Origin of the sequence: Gordonia sp. UBA7599 (genome assembly GCA_002477755.1) — a bacterium.
Classification (GTDB): Bacteria; Actinomycetota; Actinomycetes; order Mycobacteriales; family Mycobacteriaceae; genus Gordonia.
Window position 1 is genome coordinate 52,101 of the sequence record DLKD01000062.1, and the last position, 18,223, is coordinate 70,323.

Sequence of the window (18,223 nt, forward strand, 5' to 3'; positions counted from 1 at the left end):
GGTCAGGGCCTCTTCTGCAATCTCAACCTTGCGTCGGGGTAGCGGGATTCGAACCCACGACCTCTTCGTCCCGAACGAAGCGCGCTACCAAGCTGCGCCATACCCCGTGTCAAACCTGGATCAGCTTACCGCGTCGGATCGCAGGGATGAAATCGGGTTTCCGACCGCCATCACTGATAGGAGACGAACCACGGGGTGGGTCGCACCGCCATCGTCTGCTTCGGTGTGAAGGGCGGATGATCCTCGGTGTAGAAGTTCTTCCATCCCATCCAGATGCCGGGTTGGAGGTCGGTGATCAGCCGGTTCCACGTCGACATTTTCACCGGCGGCGTGCCGTGGCCGTCGGCGTGGATCATCACCGCCAGCTCAGGGTGGGCGGTACTGATGAGATTGCGGTTGGCGAGCATGTCCGAGTCGAATTGGTGCAGCACGAACAGCTTCTGCGGCAGCCGGTTGTCCCGCACGAGCGCCGCCAACCAGTCCCCCACCCGGTTGACCTCGGCCGCCGACACCGAGCCGATCTGCGTGAGGTGCACCTGGTTCGGCTTGAGGCGCCACTCCGGGTCGAGTGCCAGTCCGACATGCGGATACTTCAACAACTCGGTGTAGATCTTGGCCTGGGTGAGGAAATCAACGCGGCCCGGCTGCAGGTCAAGCGTCACGTACACACCCGCCTTCCCGGCCTCGATGACCCACGGCAGGATCGTCTTGGGATCGATGACGTTGGTGTAGTTGTTGCCCACGCCCGGTGCTGCCGACGCGACGGTCACGATGATCTCGAACGCACCGATCACCTTCTCCGGACTGAACGGCTGATAACTCGCGGCGAGCTGCTTCACCCGTGCGATTGACCGCGGCAGGTCCTGGCGGCCCAGCGGCCCCAGCGCGGGCGCGCCCGGCGAGCCATACAGCGCCACCATTCGCCGGCCCGGGAAGATGGTGTAGCCGCCACCGGGGAGTTCGGGTGCGCGCCGCGCAGTCTCGACGCGCGACGCGAGCAGCTCCGGGGTGCCGAATTGCCCGCCGACGCCGACGACCCGTCCGTCGGGGTGGCGCTTGACCCAGTCGATGGAGTCGGCCGCGGCCAGTGGATCGGGACGACCGACCACGGCGGGGGTCGCGCCGGCTGCGGTAGCCGTCGCCGCGGCGGCGGCACTGCCCGGACCCGACGAGATGAGTATCAGCGTCGGCTCGGTCAGCGGCGCCGATTGGGTACCGACAGCATCGATCCCGACAACGGTGTGGCCGACATCGGGGATCGTGGCGGGATCCACGGCAGCCACGGTGGCGACGCCGAGCCGAGTGAGTTCGGCGCGCACGGGCGCGACCGATGTCGGACCGACGGTCAGCAGCGGAATGTGCCGAGCATGCGCGGCCTCGGCGCTGCGCGCCACGACGTCGGCCGGGGCGTCGTCACGCACCAGGATCGCCGACGGCGAGTGCGCAAACACCGCACGACTGGTGACGACTGAGTCCGGCTCGTTCGGGGCCCCCAGCGCCGTCGAATATTGCGCGCCTTGTGCCGACTGACCGCCCTGTGCCGGCGAGTCACCGGCGAGTGCCCACGCCGCCAACACCAGCGCGACGACGATGACCGCCCCGCCGGCGATGAGAAGGCGAGGACGGGTCACGCGGTCGGACCACGCGGTGGCGGCGGACTCCAGAGGTCAGTCCTCGTCGTCGTCCGCGTACGACTCGGCGAACGAGACCCGCGGCGTGCTCACCAAGTGGTAAACCGCCCAGCCCGCGTACACGACCGTGGCAATGCCGAACCCGATGGCGAGGATGGCGGCGATAGTCTTGGACGTGGTCGCGGTGAGACCGGACAGCGGTGCCACGGTCACTGCAACACCGAGCGACAACGCCAGGCCGAGCAGCGAGAATGCCGCGGCACGTACCTTCGGACCGACGACCGACGTGTAGAACAACCGCTGGTAGATGGTGGTCTCGAACTCCTCGACCGCCGCCAGGCGCACGGCATCACCGTAGGCGGCATCGCGCAGCTCACGGGCCAGCGCGGCGTCGCGGGCCAAAGCCTTCGACTCGCGACGACGGTAGGCGACGAACGCCAGGACGGCGATCGTGACCGCGATCAGCAGGAGTGGCAGTCCGCCAAGGACGAGATTAGATTCCTTCACGATTGATCACGGTACCGTAGCCCGGATCGGTGACCGCCTGCCGATCGCGATGCGGCTCACACCGTGGCGGACACGTGGTGGGCGATGTTGCCCTTCGTCGCCTTGGAGTACGGGCAGAACCCGTGGGCGGCCTGGACGAGTTCGTCGGCGGTCGCCTGGTCCAGGCCGGGCAGCGCTGCGACAATGTCGGCGACGAGGCCGAAGCCGCCGTCGGCGGGGTCCTTGCCGATCCCAATCGTCACGGTCACCGCGGCGTCGTCGGGCACGGCAACCTTGGCGTTCTTCGCGACTAGGCGCAGCGCGCCCATGAAGCAGGCGGCGTAGCCCGCGGAGAAGAGCTCCTCCGGATTGGCGCCGTCGCCACTGCCGCCCATCTCCACCGGCGGGCGCAGGTCGAGATTGATGCGGCCGGACTCGGACTGGACGTGGCCGTCGCGTCCGCCGCCCGTCGCCGTCGAGGTCACGCGGTACACAGGATCAATACTCATTTTTCATTCCTCCATCTTTCTCGGGTCGTGCAACTGCTTCTCGGCGCGTGGACCCTCTGACGTGCTCAGAGACTGCCGTCGCGACGCATGGCTTTGACCGGGCTCAACCCCCGCGAGGGCGGCAGCCACCGGCCGAGGCTCGGGCGCAGCGTGCACAGCGCCGCCAGGATGAGCGCCCCGAACTGGATCCACCCGACGATGACCATCGTCGGCGCGTCTTTGGCAAACTGCAGCAAGTCCATGCCGGTGGGGATGCAGACGAGATTGATCAGCACCAGGGCCAGGAAGATGTTGCGGCTGTTGCGGCTGTGGTGGACCCCCGTCGCGCGCAGCAGTACGTACTGCAAGACCAGCAGCACTATCAGTACGACCAGCATGAACGGCGGCAAGAAGTGGGCAAGGCCGTTGAACTGGTCGGCGGGGGCCTTGGCGTTGGGGCCTTCGGAGGCGATGTCGTCGACGAGGCGCTGCTGGAGCGAATCGGAGATCGAGCCGATGTTCAACAGCAGGTAGACCGCCGACGCGATGCCTGCGGCGGCGGCGATCCACCAAAACACCCAGGCGTCACGCACCAGCGCGGCCGGCGGCGGGCCCTCCGCCGTTTGGCGCGCCGGGTACCCGACGTGGGACTCCGTCGACGAGCGGGTCAATGCGGCCAGGTCCATCGCGTCGAGCTCGGCCTGCGTCGGAGTCCGATCGGACTCATCGTCGGGATATGTCATGCCTTCGATACTGCCACCGACGCGCTGTCGGGCAACCACGACTATCCCGAACTCGCTGCCGCGGCGCCGACAAGCAGCCCGTGCGCCATGTGCTTGAGGCCGGTTCGGAACTGTTCCAAGTCGATCGAAGGCGCCGTCTCGAAGTACACCAGTGTCGTGGCGATAGCCGAGTTGATGAAGAGCCAGGCGATGTTCTCCGGGGCGAGGTCGCTGCGGTAGCGATCGCGGTACTGCTGCACATGCATGGTGACCATCGTCTGCATGAGCACAGACATGTCCGAGTTCGCCTCGACCTCTTGTGAAATGTCGGGGCGGGTGGCGAGATAGCGGATCATTGCCGCGTTGTCGGTGCTGAACGACACGAGGATGTCGATGGAGGAATCGATCATTTGTTCCGGGGGCATGAGCGCGATCTGCGAGAGCGCGGTGCGCAGCGTCGGAGTCTGACTCCGCGCGGTGTCTTGGATCGCTGCGACGATGATGTCGTCCTTGGTGCGGAAGTACTGGTAGATCGAGCCCTTGCCGATGCCGGTGACCTCGGCGATGTGGTTGGTGGTGATGGCGTCGGGCCCGATAGTGCGCAGCAATTCGCTCGTCGCGGCGATGATTTTTGCGACCAGCTCTCTCGATCGCTGCTGCTGCGGCTTCTTCCGAAGCCCTGAACTGGGGTTTTCCGCCGTCACACGCCCTCCGAACGAGACTTATATGCGACCTGGTGTTCATATTAGCCTCGCTGTCAAAGGGGCCCATCGGGCGCGACGGAGGGAGACAGCCGTGACAACGGTCGCGAAGCCAGAGGTGGACATAGTGGCAGTGCCACATATCGGAGAGGAGGCGCCGACGACCCCCTGGGTTCAGCCGGTCCCCGAATTGGTCGATCCACTCGGACTCAGCGGATGGCTCGCAGGCCAGTGGATGTTTCTTCCCGCGGTCAGCGCGGCGTTCATCCTGCAGGGCATGCACCCGGTCATCGGCGATGTGACCGATCGATACTCGGTGGCCGACCGCGACCCGGCCGGCCGGGCCATCCGATCGTTCGACGCCACCCAGCAGTGGAGCTACGGCGGCAAGGCCGCCATCGAACAGGGGTATTGGTTGCGCAAGATGCACCGGCCGCTGCAGATGACCGGTGAGACCGGGGACAAGAAGGGCAAGCACATTAGTGCGCTCGACCCGTCGGCCTACGCGTGGGTGATCGCCACCGCCTATGTCACGACGGTCCGAGTCGCGCCGTTGTTCTTGGGCCGCGAACTCACCGACGACGAACATGAGCAACTGTTTGCCGACAATGTCCTGCTCGCCCGGATCACCCAGGTCCCCGAGCGCGGCTATCCGAAATCGCGCGCCGAATTCGACGCGTACTACGACCGGATGGTCGACGAGGTGCTGACGCTGCATCCTTCACTCGCCGAGAGCCTCCCGACACTGACCGATCCCGCGGTGGCGCTCGACGAACTCGACCTTGGCCGACTGCCCTCGTGGGTACCACCGGGGATGCTTCTGGCCGGCCTGAAGTTCCTGATGAAGCCGCTGAGCCGCTTCGGTCACGCACTGGTCTTCGGTGCGATGGACGACAAGGTCCGCGCCATCCTCGGCGTGGAGTGGACCAAGCGCGACGAGCGCTATCTCCGACGGTTCTTCGCGCTGTACCGGCTGGCTCTGCGCATCCTGCCCGAGCGGATCACGTATTCACCACTCGCCTACTACGCACGCAAGCACCAGCGCGTGATCCTGCACATGCGCAAGCGTGAACTGCGCGATTTCACGATGCACGACAAGGGCGAGCCGTCAGCCGTGCGCCGCGCACAGGAGGCGCAGGCACTGTCGACGATCAACCCCGCGTGAGCCGCAGCATCCGCCCGACGGTGGCCTGCCACATCGTCCCGTCGGGACCGATCGTGCCGGTGAGTTCCAGCGGCTCGTCGAGAGGCGCCTCGCCGACGGGGAGCGTGACGACGCGGCGCCCCGTCGCGAAGTCGGATCCGATCAAGTAGACCGGTCCGAGTTGCTGCGGTCCGGGTCGCAGCGGGCCATACCCGAGTGCGTAGACCACGCCGTCACCGCGGGCGAGGCGCGGCAGGGTGGCGATGCGGTCGCCGTTCTCCCACACGCGCCGACAGCCCGACGCCGAGACGTCGACGCGCGTCGAACCGCCGACGAACGGCGCCGACGACGGCTTGGCCGTACCGCTCTCGGCCTGCGGTGGGTATTGGTAGCCGTAGGTGCTGGGGATGACCAGCGAGTCACCCCAGGCGAGGATCGAGTTCTCGGTGCCCTGCCCGCTGCGCCCGAACGCTCGCATCCGGCAGACCAGTCCGCCGTCGTCGCTGCGGTAGACCAGCAGGTTCGGCGCCGCGTCGGCGTTGTCGACGATGGCGACCCAGCCGTTGCCCCCGGGCCCGAAGTAGGTGGGCGTGGTGCCCGACCCCCAGGTGAGCTGTCCTGGTTTGCGGGCCGACCCGCGGTCGTAGGCGCGGTGCCACACGGTGCGCGGCACACCGTCGGCGCCGGCACGCATCTCGTAGAGGGCGTGGGTCGTCAGCACCGACACGCCCTGGGGGCGGACCGACAGCCCGTTGCCCATCTGCTCGCCGCGCGGCAGGCGCGTCGAGGCGACGTGCGAGCGCTGGTTCGGCCGCGGCGTCACCGTCCCGACGACGCCATTGGTGGTGACGAACCAAACACGGCCGGAGTAGTCGGGGGCGAGTCCGGTGACCGCGTCCCCGCGCGGCAGGTGCCCGCCCAACGAGACGCGATCCTCGACGACGAGCCGAGGTGCGGTCAGTCCGCCGCGATGCGCGACACGCACGATGGCCCCCGAGCCGTCTGCGACGACGACGCGGTCCTGCGCGTCGAGGTAGCCGTAAACGCCACCGAGCAGTCCGCCCTTGGTCAACGACAGCCGTGCCAGGACCGCTGCGCTACGCGGGTGGAAGAGCGTGACGGTCGGGACCGCGAATCCACCCGGACCGACGAACTGGGTGCACAGCGAGACCGGGATGCCGTCGCGCCCCATGAACGTCGCGGCGCACGCCCCGCCCGGGATCGACGAGGCGGCCAGCCGCGCACGCCGGCCGGGCCCGACGAAGGGCGTCGAATCCGTCGACGCCAAGTCGCCGTGCATGAGCGACGTTCCGGTCGGCCCGACGTCGACGTGTGGCGGCGGCGATCCCGGCGCGGGACCAGCGTGTGCCGCGGCGGATACGACGGCAACCGCGATCGACGTCGCGACGGCAACAACCCGGGTGCGCAGGGGATCAGCCCTCTGAGCGCGGTGTCGCCACTGGCCCATTCCAGTACGGCGGCTGCCCAGGGCCCGGCGGCCGGTTGGCACGCCGCGAAGCCATGACCCACAGGACGATTCCGGCGATCAATGCCATGAGTCCGAGGATGACACCGAAGCTGGCGGCGAAGACGCCGAGCACCCCGCCCATGATCCCGGCGCCCGAGAGCGGCGGGGCGATGGTCACGCCCGCGGAATCACAGGCGACGCGGTAGGTCCCGGATTCGGCGATGACGTAGGAGGCGAACGAGATCCGCGACCGCTGGTTGACGGTGACCGAGCTGGTCACATTCTTGCCTGGCCGCACCGGCGCGGGTCCGGTCACCGCACAGTTCGGTATCGGGCCGACGTAGACGCCGTTGGCGCCGTAGGTGTACAGCGCGATCTTCTGGCCTTTGCCGAAGTGATGGTCGACGACGTTGCCCTGCGGGCCGGATACCGCAATCGAGTCGCTGTCGAAGTTCGATACCTCCCGGACAACGCCGATGACGACGAGGACCGCGCCGACGATGGAGGCGACCAGCACCAGGGCGCCCCCGATGGTCAGCCATTTCCCGGCGCGCTTCATGACTGGAATTCTCCCACAGGGCTTACAGATCTGACCTCAGTCCGCGAGCGCACCGATCAGGTAGCTGACCGCGGGCATCAGGTTGGTCATCATGCCCACGTTGTGCGTCCACCCGCCGGGCAGCGGCGGCGTGCCGTCGACCGTCATCGTCACGGGTACGCCCTTGCCCCGCCACTCGTCGTAGAGCTGGCGCACCTGCGCGTAGGGCACGTCGGTGTCAGCGGGCGCACTCTCCAGCAGCACGGGCACGGTGGGTTTGCCGCGGCCGATGCGCTGGTCGTCGACAGCCTTGAGCAGGTCGGGACTGCGGCGGATGAGCGCGCCGAAGGATTCACCGGTGTTGGTCCACTCGCTGGTGCGCCGGTTGCCGAAGGTCCGCCCGGTGTCGAAGACGCACTGCTGGGCCACCGTCGCGAGCATCGCCTTGCCCGCCGAGTTCAGCTCGCGGTCGAGGATCTCCTTCACCTTCGGGTAGCGCACGGCGAGACCGTTGAAGAAGTAGCCGATGGACCCGGCATCGTGACCGTCGGCCTTGTCGATGACGCTGAGCACGTCGGCGACGGGTGCACCGGCATAGGCGGCGCGGATGTCGAGCTCGCGGGCATAGTCCGGTGCGAGTTCGACGGCGGCGGCCGCCGCGGAACCGCCCTGCGAGTATCCGGAGAACGCGACGGGTGCGTTCCCCGGCGCGTCGGCCAACCTCAGCGCGGCCCGGGCAGCGTCGATCATCGCGTAGCCCTGCTCGGCGCGGTTGAGGTACGTGGCCACACCGGGCGTGCCCATGCCGACGTAGTCGGGGATCGCGACGCGCACCCCGTTGTTGAGGAGCAGGTACAGCTCCGGGGCGGTGTAATTGAGCGCGACGCTGCCCTTGTCTTGGAAGGCGACCGGGGTGTTCATCGTCTTCGACGTGGCGCACTGGTCGCCCTGCCCGACGGTGGCCGGGCCCATCACGACGGTCGGGCGCGGACCGCGTCCGCGCCACGCCGCGACGGGTTCGACGACGACGCCGGTCGCCGCCACCGGATCCTTGTCCTGGTAGCTGGTCATGTACATGATCCGCGTCGCCGTGCCCGGCCACGGACCGCTGAATCCGGGGACCTGCAGCACCAACGGGATCGGTTGCGAACGCAGGATCACGCCGGGCGCGGAGTTGCCCGGGCTCAGTTGCGCGGGCGGCGTATAGAAGTCCCCTGCAACGGCACTCGATGTCCCGACGACCAGCCCGGCTCCCGACACGGCAACGGTGACCGCAGCACTGCACCACCGACGGATTCGCCGTCGGCTGCCGATGGTTGCGAGCGCCATGGTGCCGAAGCTACGCGCGCCCGATGCAAGCGCGGTAGGACCGTTTCCCTACCGCAACCCGCTGTTCTCAGATTGAGACGCCGCGGGTGGTCGGGACGTGATCAGTCCTCGTCGTCGGCGTCGGCGGCGTCGTTGCGCTCCTTGGCGATCTCCAGCGCGCGCTTGGCCGTGGCCTCGTCCGGGTAGGGACCCATCCGGTCGAGCACGCTGCCGTGCTTGCCCTGGGTGACCTTGCCGGTCGAGATCTCGTAGTACCACTGATCGTCGTCGCTCATGCTCTCAGCCTATCGGTCCGCCACGCGCACCGGACCGCTAAGCTCGCCTCCGATAATTACGTGAGGAGGGGCCGTGGGGCGCATCAAACATGAGAACACGATCGAGGTGCCGATCGACACGGTGTGGGACTACATGTCGGAGGTGTCGAACCTACCGGACTGGATGTTCGGCCTGTCGGAGATGACGCCGCTGACCGACCAGACCCGCGGCGAGGGCGCGCGCTTCCAGCTGCGGATGAAGGTCGGGGCACGTATCGACTCGGTCCTCACGGTCACCCGCTGGGTCGACGGTCGCGAGATTGACACGGCGTCGCTCTCCGGCTTCGAGAACAAGACCCGTTGGAAGCTCACCGAGATCGACCCGCAGACGACGAAGATCTCCGTCCAGATCGACTACAACTTCCCCGGCGGCTTCGCCGGCAAGGCGCTGTCCAAGCTGTTCGAGCCGGGCGTCCACGCCGCAGTCTCGGCGTCGGACCACAAGCTGAACTCGATTCTCAAGGCGCTGTAGCCCTCGACCCTTCGCAGTTTCGTCAACTCAGCGTCGATCGATGCTGGGTTGCCGAAACGGCGCGGACTCTGCGCGCGGGCCCGCCAGCTAGACCAGCAACTCCGCGATCTGGATGGTGTTGAGCGCAGCACCCTTGCGCAGGTTGTCGCCCGACACGAACAGGGCCAGGCCTCGTCCGTCGGGAACACCCGGGTCGACGCGGATCCGCCCGACCAGCGAGACGTCCTTGCCGGCGGCGGCCAGCGGCGTCGGCACGTCGACCAACTCGACGCCCGCCGCTTGCGCCAGGATCTTGCGCGCCTGATCGGGGCTCAGCGCCTCGTCGAACTCCGCGTTGATCGAGAGCGAGTGCCCGGTGAACACCGGCACGCGCACACAGGTGCCGCTGACCAGCAGGTCGGGCAGGCCGAGGATCTTGCGCGACTCGTTGCGCAGCTTCTGGTCCTCGTCGGTCTCGTCGGACCCGTCGTCGACGATGGACCCGGCCAGCGGGACGACGTTGAACGCGATCGGCGCGACGTACTTCACCGGTGCCGGGAACTGCACCGACGACCCGTCGTACACGAGCTTCTCCGCGTCGACGGCGACGCCGCGGACCTGCGTCGCCAACTCTTCGACGCCTGCCAGGCCGCTACCGGAGACCGCCTGGTACGACGAGACGATCAGGCGGCGCAGACCGGCCGCGTCGTGCAGCGGCTTGAGCACGGGCATCGCGGCCATCGTCGTGCAGTTCGGGTTGGCGATGATGCCCTTGGGTGGGTTGTGTGCCAGCTCGCCGTTGACCTCGGACACGACGAGCGGGACGTCGGGGTCCTTGCGCCACGCCGACGAGTTGTCGATGACCCGCACACCGGCGGCGGCGAACCGCGGCGCCTGCTCGCGCGACATCGTTGCGCCCGCCGAGAACAGCGCGATATCCAGACCGCTGGGTTCCGCGGTAGCAGCGTCTTCAACGACGATCTCACCGTCACGCCACGGCAGCGTCTTGCCCGCCGAGCGCGGCGACGCGAAGAAGCGCACCTCATCAGCAGGGAAGTCCCGCTGCTCGAGCAGCGCGCGCATGACGCCGCCGACCTGTCCGGTCGCGCCGACCACTCCGATTCTCACGCCCATGACTACCGCCCCGTCCCGGCGTAGACGACGGCTTCTTCGTCGCTGCCCAGATCGAAGGCGTCGTGCAGGACGCGCACCGCCTCGTCGAGGTCGGTGTCGCGGATTAGCACCGAGATACGGATCTCCGACGTGGAGATCAGCTCGATGTTGATCCCCGCCTCGGCGAGCGCCTCGCAGAACCGGGCGGTGACGCCCGGGTGGCTGCGCATGCCGGCACCGACGAGTGACACTTTGCCGATGTGGTCGTCGTAGAGCACCTCGGAGAACCCGATCACCTCACGCAACCCGTTCAGCTTCTCCACCGCGACCGGCCCGCGCTCGCGCGGCAGCGTGAAGGTGATGTCGGTCTTGCCGGTCTCCACCTTCGAGATGTTCTGGAGCACCATGTCGATGTCGATGTCGGCATCGGCGACGGCGCGGAACACCTTGGCGGCCGAGCCGGGGGTGTCGTCGAGACCGACTACGGTCACCTTGGCCTCGCTGCGATCATGCGCAACACCGGTGAGAATCGCTTCTTCCACGGGAATGTCCTCCATCGATCCGGTCACCATCGTGCCGGGTTTGTTCGAGTACGACGAGCGCACGTGTACGGGAACGTCGTAGCGCCGGGCGTATTCCACGCAGCGCAGCATGAGCACCTTGGCCCCGGCAGCGGCCATCTCCAACATCTCCTCGAAGGAGACGGTCTCGAGGTGGCGCGCGTTGGGCACGATGCGCGGGTCGGCGGTGTAGATGCCGTCGACGTCGGTGTAGATCTCGCACACGTCTGCGTTGAGCGCCGCGGCCAGCGCGACGGCGGTCGTGTCGGAGCCTCCGCGGCCCAGCGTCGTGACGTCCTTGGTGTCCTGGGCTACGCCCTGGAACCCGGCGACCAGGACGACCTTCCCCTCGTCGAGCGCATTGCGCACCCGACCGGGCGTGACGTCGATGATCTTCGCCTTGCCATGGCTGCTCGTCGTGATGACGCCGGCCTGCGAGCCGGTGAACGACTGCGCCTCCGCGCCCAGCGACGCGATCGCCATGGCCACCAACGCGTTGGAGATCCGCTCGCCGGAAGTGAGCAGCATGTCCATCTCGCGCGGCGGCGGCGCCGGGTTGACCTGCTCGGCGAGATCCAGCAGCTCGTCGGTCGTGTCACCCATGGCGGAGACGACCACGACGACGTCGTCACCGCGTCGTCGCGTATCCACGATGCGCTCGGCGACCCGCCGGATCCGCTCGGCCGTTGCGACCGAGGACCCGCCATACTTCTGCACTACGAGCGCCAACGGATTGCGCCTCTCTTCACCAGGGGATTGTCGAGCGCTCAGTCTACCGGGGCCGTGGTTGTCCGTCCGAACGCATATCGCCGCCACTACCATCGCCGTCGTGGCCAACTCCCGACCCACACCGCGCGACGCCGCCGACGACTGGGCGATCCCGGTCATCGTGTTCTTCGCGATCCGCCTCATCGGCGTCGGCGTCCTGGCCCGATTCGCCGATCTGCGCGGCACCAACCTGCCCACCACGCTGCAACTGTGGGACGGCAAGTGGATGCTGGCCATCGCCCGGTACGGCTATGCGGCTGTTCCGGCCTCCAACACCGACGCCAACGGCATCCACACCGCCGATACCGCGTACGCGTTCTTCCCCGGATACCCGTACACGGTGGGCGCACTCGCGAAGCTGCCGGGCTTCAGCGTGTACGGCGCCGCGATCGTCGTGACCATCATCGCGGGCGCGTTCGCCGCCGTCGCGGTCGCCCGTCTCGGCCGCTGGTGTGCCAGCACGATGGACCCCGACGCCGATGAGGCGCGCGTGCGGACCGCGGGGCTCGTGCTGCTGGTGCTGTTTGCCGCGGCACCCATGGGCGTCGTGCTGTCGATGGCCTACACCGAGGCACTGTTCTGCGCGGTCGTGGCATGGTCGCTCGTCGGCGTGCTCGAGAAGCGCTGGCTGCTTGCCGGCTTCACGGCACTGGCTGCCGGGTTGATCCGACCGACCGGGGTCGTTCTCATCGCCGTCGTCATGCTGACCGCGTTTCTCTGCGCGACGGGGATTCCGCGTGGCAAGACCGGCGCCGCCGGAGTGGCGCGCGGCGGGTGGCGGGCCTGGGTTGCGATCCTCGTCGCACCGCTGGGCTATCTGGGTTATCTGGGCGTGGTGTGGCGCCACACCGGGTCGCCGACGGGCTGGTTCGAGATCCAAACCGCCGGGTGGGGCACCGAATTCGATTGGGGCCGGGCCACTTTCCGATTCGTGAACCACTCACTGGTGCACTCCGGCGAGATCGCCCCGGTGGCGACCGCGCTGGTGATCGTCGCGACCATCGTCCTGATCGCCATCAACGTCGCCGCACGCACGCCGTGGCCGCTAGTGCTGTACGGAATCCTCGTCACCGCGACGATCGTGCTGTCGAGCGGGCTGATGATGAGCCGCGCCCGCCTGCTCCTGCCGGCCTTCGTCCTGCTCATCCCCATCGCCAATGTGCTCGCGCGCCAAACGCCCCCGGTCCGCAACACGGTGTTGGCCTGCGTGATCGCCCTGAGCTCCTGGTTCGGCGCCCACATGCTGACGGTCTATCCCCACGCCATGTAAGGACGGGCGAATCCTCTACTCTCACGCCTTGTGAGCGACAATCGGCGGTGGTGGGGCCTGGGCGTCCTGCTGCTTCCCGTGCTCCTGGTTTCGATGGACTCGTCGGTGCTGTTCCTGGCCATGCCGATGGTGACCGACGGACTGGATCCGTCCCCGACACAAACCCTGTGGATCCTGGACTCCTACAGCTTCGTCATCGCGGGCCTGCTGATCACGATGGGCAGCCTGGGTGACCGGGTCGGCCGACGACGACTCCTTCTGATGGGCGCGACGGTATTCGGCATCGGCTCGGTGGTCGCCGCATTCTCCGTCTCTCCGACGGTGCTGATCGTCGCGCGAGCGCTGATGGGCCTCGGCGGCGCAACACTGCTCCCGTCGAGTCTGTCGCTGATCACGACGATGTTCCCCGACCTGCGGGAGCGCTCACGCGCGATCGGCGTGTGGACCGCGGCATTCTCCGGCGGCACCGCGATCGGTCCGTTGGTGGGCGGTGTGCTGCTGCACCAGTACTGGTGGGGCTCGGTGTTCCTGATCAACGTTCCGGTGCTTGCCGCGCTGCTGCTGGCTGGGCCGTTGGTGCTGCCCGAGTTCGCGAACCCCTCCGACGCGGCGTTCGACCTGCGCGGCGTCGCCCTGTCCATCAGCGGGATCCTCGCCTCGGTGTATGCGATCAAGCATCTCGCCCTGAACGGTGTCGACGCCCCGAGCATCGTGATCGGCGTCGTCGGTCTCGCGATCATCGCGCTGTTCGCCCGCCACTGCACCCGTGCGCCCAACCCACTCGTCGACCCAAGCCTGATGCGCAACCGGCAGTTCACCGTCGCCATCGCGACGTCGCTGACATCGATGATGGCGCTGTCTGCGACCGCCTATCTCGGCAACACGTACCTGCAATCGGTGACCGGACGCGAGCCGCTCAGCGCTGCCCTGATGGGCATCCCGATGGCCATCACCGTCTGCGCGTTCTCCCTGGGCTCGGCACGGATCGTGCGACTCATCGGCGCCCGCCGCGCCTTCATCGGGTCCCTGCTGACCTGTGTGGTCGGGCTGGTCGTGATGCTGCGCATCGGCGTCGACGGTGGGCCATGGGCCTATCTCATCGGGTCGGCGATCGCCGGCATCGGCTACGGGCTGTCCTTCTCGCTCGTGTCCGACGTGGCCGTCGGGTCCGTGCCGACCGAGCGCGCCGGCGCCGCTACCGGCGTCTCGGAGACCAGCTTCGAGTTGGGCCAGGCCCTGGGTCTAGCTCTCCTCGGTTCGCTGGCGGCCGTCGTGTTCTCCCGCGTCATGACCACCGACGGCGCCGCGTTCCGCGGAACGCTCGGCGACGCGGTGACCGCAGCCGGAGGCGACGCAGCACTCATCGAGACCGCGAAGTCGGCCTACGTGACCGGCGTGCATGCCGCGCTGGGAACCGCGGCCGTGATTCTGGCGGTCATGGCCGTCGTCGCGACGGTGGTGCTGCCTCAGAAATCCAATGCGGCTTCTGCGGAATAGCCTGGCATCACCCAACGACCTCGATCCGACACCGCGGGCCTGATCCTCAGTACTTCGCGCAGGTGGCCTTGACCCGCTGCCAGGTGGCCTTGCGCTCAACCTTCTCCTGCGGGGCGTCGAACATGTTGTTGTCGCGCAGGAACTGGACCACCGCGGCCTCGGTCGGGTGCTCCTTCTGCCACTGCGCCTTCTTGGCCGCCCGCTGCTCGGGGGTCAGCACGATGATGCGCTCGAAGTTCGCCTTCAACGGCGGCGCCTCGTTGATCTCTTCCCATCCCGACGGGTCTTCCTTGGCCAGCGCCTTCTCGACCTGGCCGAGCGTGCACCCGGTTCCCGGGACCATCGTCGACTGCGGGACGGGCTTGGGCTGCGGGCCGTGCGTCGGCGTGAGGCCGGGCACGGCACCGGCCGCACCGGCGGTCAGGAGCGAGACGGCGCCCGCTCCGGCGAGGACGACAGCAGCTTTGCGACGCAGAGCACCCATGTTTTGGTTCCTTCCGGTTTGCCCGATGCCACCCGACCCTACTCGGCCGCGGCAGCCCCTTCGGCAGCTTCACGCTCGACGATCTCACGGATCGTCGCAACGCATCGGTCGATGTTGTCCTGCAGGTCGGCGCGGCGATCGGGTACCTGCATCGTCGTCCGCTCGAAGGCTTGGACAACGACCGGCAAATCCATGCACATCGTGAACTCTTCGGTGAGCATGGCGCCGTCGGCGTGGGGTTCGACGAGATAGGCCCAGTTGGTGAAGTCCTTGCCCAGCAGGTCGATGGTGAATCGGAACTCGGCGTCGGGTTCGTTCACATCCACTCGCGCCTTCGTCTTCCACCTGGCCAGGCGACGCTTGTTGTGGCCAGCGAAATGGGTGTCGTCGAGCCATTTCACCCGTCGGCATTCCGGGCTCCACTCGGGAAAGCGCGTGGGGTCGGACACCACCGCGAACACTTGCGCCGGAGTGGCGCGGATGACTGAGAACGCGCGGAGGGTGTCGCCTCGCCGGAGCCTGCGTGCCATGGGTCGATCCTACGACTCAACAGCCGCGGCCGACCCCGAGTCGGGCGCCATCGTGACCTACGAGATGTTCGCAGCGCATACGCGAAGTGCCGCCCCGCGGACGGGACGGCACCATGCGTGATTGACGAGCGAGGCGCTCAGTACTGCGAGCAGGTGGCCTGCACCTTCTCCATCGTCGCCTTGCGCTCCTGCTTCATCTTCGCGCGCTCCTGCGGCGAGTGGAAAGACAGGTTGTTGTCCTTCATGAACTGATGCACGCCGGCCTGCAGCGGGTGGTTGCGCTTCCACTCTTCCTTCTTGGCCTGACGCTGCTCCTTGGTGAGCACGACCATGTTCTCGAAACGCGCCCGCTTCTCCGGCGAGGAGTTGATCTTCTTCCATGCAGCCGGGTCTTCCTTGGCCAACGCCTTCTCGACCTGGCCGAGGGTGCAGTTGGTCTCGGGGACCTTCGTCGACTGCGGAACCGGCTTGGGGGCCGGACCACCGGGATGGGCGTTGGCCGCGCCGGTGGCGAGCACCGAAACAGCACCGACGCCGACGATGGCGGCGGCCACCTTCTGAGACAGAGCACTCATTGGCTGTCTTTCCTTTCACAAGCACGTCGCACGGGATGCGCGGACGTTGCGGGCTGACCCCGACAACTCTCCTCAGCGAACCTGAAGTTTCACTGAAACCCCTGGCAGAGCAGTCGAAGAACTCTGCACTCTTCCCCTTTGTGTCAGAGCGGTCACAGCAGGTACTCTCGTATCCATGCAGCGCGCACTCCTCCTCGGTTGCCGCGGCGGGGTCTGAACCGACCGGCCCTCCGTCGCGGCCCGTCTTGCGTGCCGGTCATCTTCCACCTCTTTCACGGATTGTGACCAACAATGACTTCCACTGATAGCTTCGTCGCCCGTCAGGGCACTCGTATCGTCGAACCCTCCGGCCCCAAGGCCACCGGCCAACCCGCATGGAACCCGCAGCGGGGCTCGGCCATGCCGGTCCACCGCTACCGCAGCTTCACCGATGAGGTCGAGCGCATCTCCCTGCCCGACCGCACCTGGCCCGACGCCGAGATCACCCGCGCCCCGCTGTGGTGCGCCGTCGACCTGCGTGACGGCAACCAGGCGCTGATCGACCCGATGAGCCCGGCACGCAAGCGCCGCATGTTCGACCTGCTGGTCCGCATGGGCTACAAAGAGATCGAGGTCGGATTCCCTTCGGCGAGCCAGACCGACTATGACTTCGTCCGCGAGATCATCGAGGACGACGTCATCCCCGACGACGTCACCATCCAGGTGCTGACGCAGGCGCGCGACGAACTGATCGAGCGGACCTTCGATGCCTGCCGCGGCGCTTCGAAGGTGATCGTGCACTTCTACAACTCGACGTCGGTACTGCAGCGCCGCGTTGTGTTCCGCGCCGACAAGGACGAGATCACGGCGATCGCCACCCACGCGGCGCACAAGTGTCTCGAAGAGCAGGCCAAGTACCCGGACACGCACTGGCGCTACGAGTACTCGCCGGAGTCCTACACCGGCACCGAGCTGAGCTACGCCAAGCACGTCTGCGACGCGGTCAGCGAGATCATCGCGCCGACGCCGGAGGACCCGCTGATCATCAACCTGCCCGCGACCGTCGAGATGGCGTCGCCCAACGTGTACGCCGACTCCATCGAGTGGATGCACCGCAACCTGGCGCGCCGCGATTCGATCCTGCTGAGCCTGCACCCGCACAACGACCGCGGCGAGGCCGTCGCGGCCGCCGAGCTGGGGTATCTGGCCGGCGCGGACCGCATCGAGGGCTGCCTGTTCGGCAACGGCGAGCGGACCGGGAACGTCTGCCTGGTGACCCTGGGCATGAACCTCTTCTCCCGCGGCATCGACCCGCAAATCTCCTTCTCCGACATCGACGAGATCCGTCGCACGGTGGAGTACTGCAACCAGCTGAACGTCCCCGAACGCCACCCCTACGGCGGCGACCTGGTCTACACCGCGTTCTCCGGCAGCCACCAGGACGCCATCAACAAGGGCCTGGACCAGATGAAGATCGACGCCGATGCGGCCGACGCCGATGTCGAGGACATCGTGTGGCAGGTGCCCTACCTGCCGATCGACCCCAAGGACGTCGGGCGCAACTACGAGGCGGTCATCCGCGTCAACAGCCAGTCCGGCAAGGGCGGCGTCGCCTACATCATGAAGGCCGACCACGGCATGAACATGCCGCGCCGCCTGCAGATTGAGTTCAGCCGTGAGATCCAGAAGCTGACCGACGGCGAGGGCGGCGAGGTGTCGCCCAAGGAGATGTGGGACGTCTTCGCCGACGAGTACCTGACGCCGATCCGGCCGCTGGAGCGGATCCGTCAGCACGTCGACGCCGCTGAGACCGACGACGGTGAGGACGCCATCAGCGCCGTCGTCAAGGTCGACGGCGTCGAGCGCGAGATCGAGGGTCGCGGCAACGGTCCGCTGGCGGCGTTCGTCGACGCGCTGTCGACCGTCGGATTCGACGTCCGCGTCCTCGACTACTCCGAGCACGCGCTGACCGCCGGCGACGACGCGAGTGCCGTCGCCTACGTCGAGACCGAAATCGACGGGTCGACGGTGTGGGGCGTCGGCATCGCCTCGTCGATCACGACGGCGAGCCTGCGCGCCGTGGTCTCCGCGGTCAACCGCGCCAACCGCGCAGCCGCTCCCGCGGACGACGAGAAGGCAGAACGCACCTGGGCGCCGTAGCCCATCGCACAAGAT

The 18,223-nt window shown here is 67.5% G+C and carries 19 protein-coding genes and 1 tRNA gene; 5 read left to right on the plus strand and 15 right to left on the minus strand.

All coding sequences use genetic code 11. From position 1 onward, the window contains the following. Positions 1 to 33 precede the first annotated feature (33 nt). The 6 genes from B4L26_RS07845 to B4L26_RS07870 form a co-directional block, all read right to left on the minus strand. A tRNA-Pro gene (locus B4L26_RS07845) sits at positions 34 to 107 on the minus strand. Positions 108 to 170: 63 nt separating this feature from the next. Beyond that, the gene (locus B4L26_RS07850) at positions 171 to 1,631 is read right to left on the minus strand and encodes a hypothetical protein (protein ID WP_290717724.1); all 1,461 of its coding nucleotides are present in this window, start codon (positions 1,629 to 1,631) and stop codon (positions 171 to 173) included. Positions 1,632 to 1,667: 36 nt separating this feature from the next. Continuing rightward, positions 1,668 to 2,138, minus strand: coding sequence for a hypothetical protein (locus B4L26_RS07855; protein WP_290717726.1), 471 nt, complete (start codon positions 2,136 to 2,138; stop codon positions 1,668 to 1,670). 56 nt (positions 2,139 to 2,194) lie between these two features. Further along, positions 2,195 to 2,626 carry an organic hydroperoxide resistance protein gene (locus B4L26_RS07860; RefSeq protein WP_290717728.1) on the minus strand — a complete coding sequence of 144 codons (432 nt, stop codon included), beginning with the start codon at positions 2,624 to 2,626 and terminating at the stop codon, positions 2,195 to 2,197. Positions 2,627 to 2,691: 65 nt separating this feature from the next. Continuing rightward, complete coding sequence (locus tag B4L26_RS07865; protein WP_290717730.1) at positions 2,692 to 3,348, minus strand: hypothetical protein; 657 nt, start codon at positions 3,346 to 3,348, stop codon at positions 2,692 to 2,694. A 41-nt stretch (positions 3,349 to 3,389) separates the two neighbouring features. Further along, positions 3,390 to 4,031 carry a TetR/AcrR family transcriptional regulator gene (locus B4L26_RS07870; protein WP_290717732.1) on the minus strand — a complete coding sequence of 214 codons (642 nt, stop codon included), beginning with the start codon at positions 4,029 to 4,031 and terminating at the stop codon, positions 3,390 to 3,392. Between the two features lie 124 nt (positions 4,032 to 4,155). Between B4L26_RS07870 and B4L26_RS07875 the strand changes: the two genes are divergently transcribed. Next, positions 4,156 to 5,193 (plus strand): oxygenase MpaB family protein, encoded by a 1,038-nt coding sequence (locus tag B4L26_RS07875; RefSeq protein WP_290717734.1) that lies wholly within the window; start codon positions 4,156 to 4,158, stop codon positions 5,191 to 5,193. Here the strand turns inward: B4L26_RS07875 and B4L26_RS07880 are convergent. The 4 genes from B4L26_RS07880 to B4L26_RS07895 all read right to left on the minus strand — a co-directional run bounded on the left by B4L26_RS07880 (position 5,180) and on the right by B4L26_RS07895 (position 8,782). Then, positions 5,180 to 6,640, minus strand: coding sequence for a hypothetical protein (locus B4L26_RS07880; protein WP_290717736.1), 1,461 nt, complete (start codon positions 6,638 to 6,640; stop codon positions 5,180 to 5,182). The two genes, B4L26_RS07875 and B4L26_RS07880, sit on opposite strands and share 14 nt — an antisense overlap. Beyond that, positions 6,606 to 7,199, minus strand: a complete 594-nt coding sequence (locus B4L26_RS07885; RefSeq protein WP_290717738.1) for a hypothetical protein — start codon at positions 7,197 to 7,199, stop codon at positions 6,606 to 6,608. Before B4L26_RS07885 ends, B4L26_RS07880 begins: the two co-directional genes overlap by 35 nt. A 36-nt stretch (positions 7,200 to 7,235) precedes the next feature. After that, positions 7,236 to 8,507: a lipase family protein gene (locus tag B4L26_RS07890; RefSeq protein WP_290717739.1), complete on the minus strand. Its 1,272-nt coding sequence runs from the start codon at positions 8,505 to 8,507 to the stop codon at positions 7,236 to 7,238. Positions 8,508 to 8,608: 101 nt separating this feature from the next. After that, the gene (locus B4L26_RS07895) at positions 8,609 to 8,782 is read right to left on the minus strand and encodes a hypothetical protein (RefSeq protein ID WP_290717741.1); all 174 of its coding nucleotides are present in this window, start codon (positions 8,780 to 8,782) and stop codon (positions 8,609 to 8,611) included. 73 nt (positions 8,783 to 8,855) lie between these two features. Here B4L26_RS07895 and B4L26_RS07900 point away from each other — a divergent pair, with 73 nt between their 5' ends. Further along, complete coding sequence (locus B4L26_RS07900; protein WP_290717743.1) at positions 8,856 to 9,293, plus strand: SRPBCC family protein; 438 nt, start codon at positions 8,856 to 8,858, stop codon at positions 9,291 to 9,293. An 87-nt stretch (positions 9,294 to 9,380) separates the two neighbouring features. On the opposite strand, the gene B4L26_RS07905 is transcribed toward B4L26_RS07900, so the two are convergent. After that, on the minus strand, positions 9,381 to 10,406 hold the full coding sequence (locus tag B4L26_RS07905; RefSeq protein ID WP_290717745.1) for an aspartate-semialdehyde dehydrogenase: 1,026 nt from the start codon (positions 10,404 to 10,406) through the stop codon (positions 9,381 to 9,383). 2 nt (positions 10,407 to 10,408) lie between these two features. After that, positions 10,409 to 11,674 carry an aspartate kinase gene (locus tag B4L26_RS07910; protein ID WP_290717747.1) on the minus strand — a complete coding sequence of 422 codons (1,266 nt, stop codon included), beginning with the start codon at positions 11,672 to 11,674 and terminating at the stop codon, positions 10,409 to 10,411. A gap of 100 nt (positions 11,675 to 11,774) precedes the next feature. Here B4L26_RS07910 and B4L26_RS07915 point away from each other — a divergent pair, with 100 nt between their 5' ends. Next, entirely contained in the window at positions 11,775 to 12,983 is a 1,209-nt protein-coding gene (locus B4L26_RS07915; RefSeq protein WP_290717749.1) for a hypothetical protein, read from the plus strand. Positions 12,984 to 13,013: 30 nt separating this feature from the next. Continuing rightward, complete coding sequence (locus B4L26_RS07920; RefSeq protein WP_290717751.1) at positions 13,014 to 14,480, plus strand: MFS transporter; 1,467 nt, start codon at positions 13,014 to 13,016, stop codon at positions 14,478 to 14,480. Between the two features lie 46 nt (positions 14,481 to 14,526). Here the strand turns inward: B4L26_RS07920 and B4L26_RS07925 are convergent, their stop codons facing one another. The 3 genes from B4L26_RS07925 to B4L26_RS07935 all read right to left on the minus strand — a co-directional run bounded on the left by B4L26_RS07925 (position 14,527) and on the right by B4L26_RS07935 (position 16,069). Continuing rightward, complete coding sequence (locus B4L26_RS07925) at positions 14,527 to 14,964, minus strand: hemophore-related protein (protein WP_290717754.1); 438 nt, start codon at positions 14,962 to 14,964, stop codon at positions 14,527 to 14,529. A 38-nt stretch (positions 14,965 to 15,002) separates the two neighbouring features. Beyond that, on the minus strand, positions 15,003 to 15,494 hold the full coding sequence (locus B4L26_RS07930; RefSeq protein ID WP_290717756.1) for an SRPBCC family protein: 492 nt from the start codon (positions 15,492 to 15,494) through the stop codon (positions 15,003 to 15,005). Positions 15,495 to 15,631: 137 nt separating this feature from the next. Beyond that, positions 15,632 to 16,069 carry a hemophore-related protein gene (locus B4L26_RS07935; RefSeq protein WP_290717758.1) on the minus strand — a complete coding sequence of 146 codons (438 nt, stop codon included), beginning with the start codon at positions 16,067 to 16,069 and terminating at the stop codon, positions 15,632 to 15,634. A 291-nt stretch (positions 16,070 to 16,360) separates the two neighbouring features. Here B4L26_RS07935 and leuA point away from each other — a divergent pair, with 291 nt between their 5' ends. Continuing rightward, the gene (gene leuA / locus B4L26_RS07940; RefSeq protein WP_290717760.1) at positions 16,361 to 18,208 is read left to right on the plus strand and encodes a 2-isopropylmalate synthase; all 1,848 of its coding nucleotides are present in this window, start codon (positions 16,361 to 16,363) and stop codon (positions 18,206 to 18,208) included. Positions 18,209 to 18,223 lie beyond the last annotated feature (15 nt).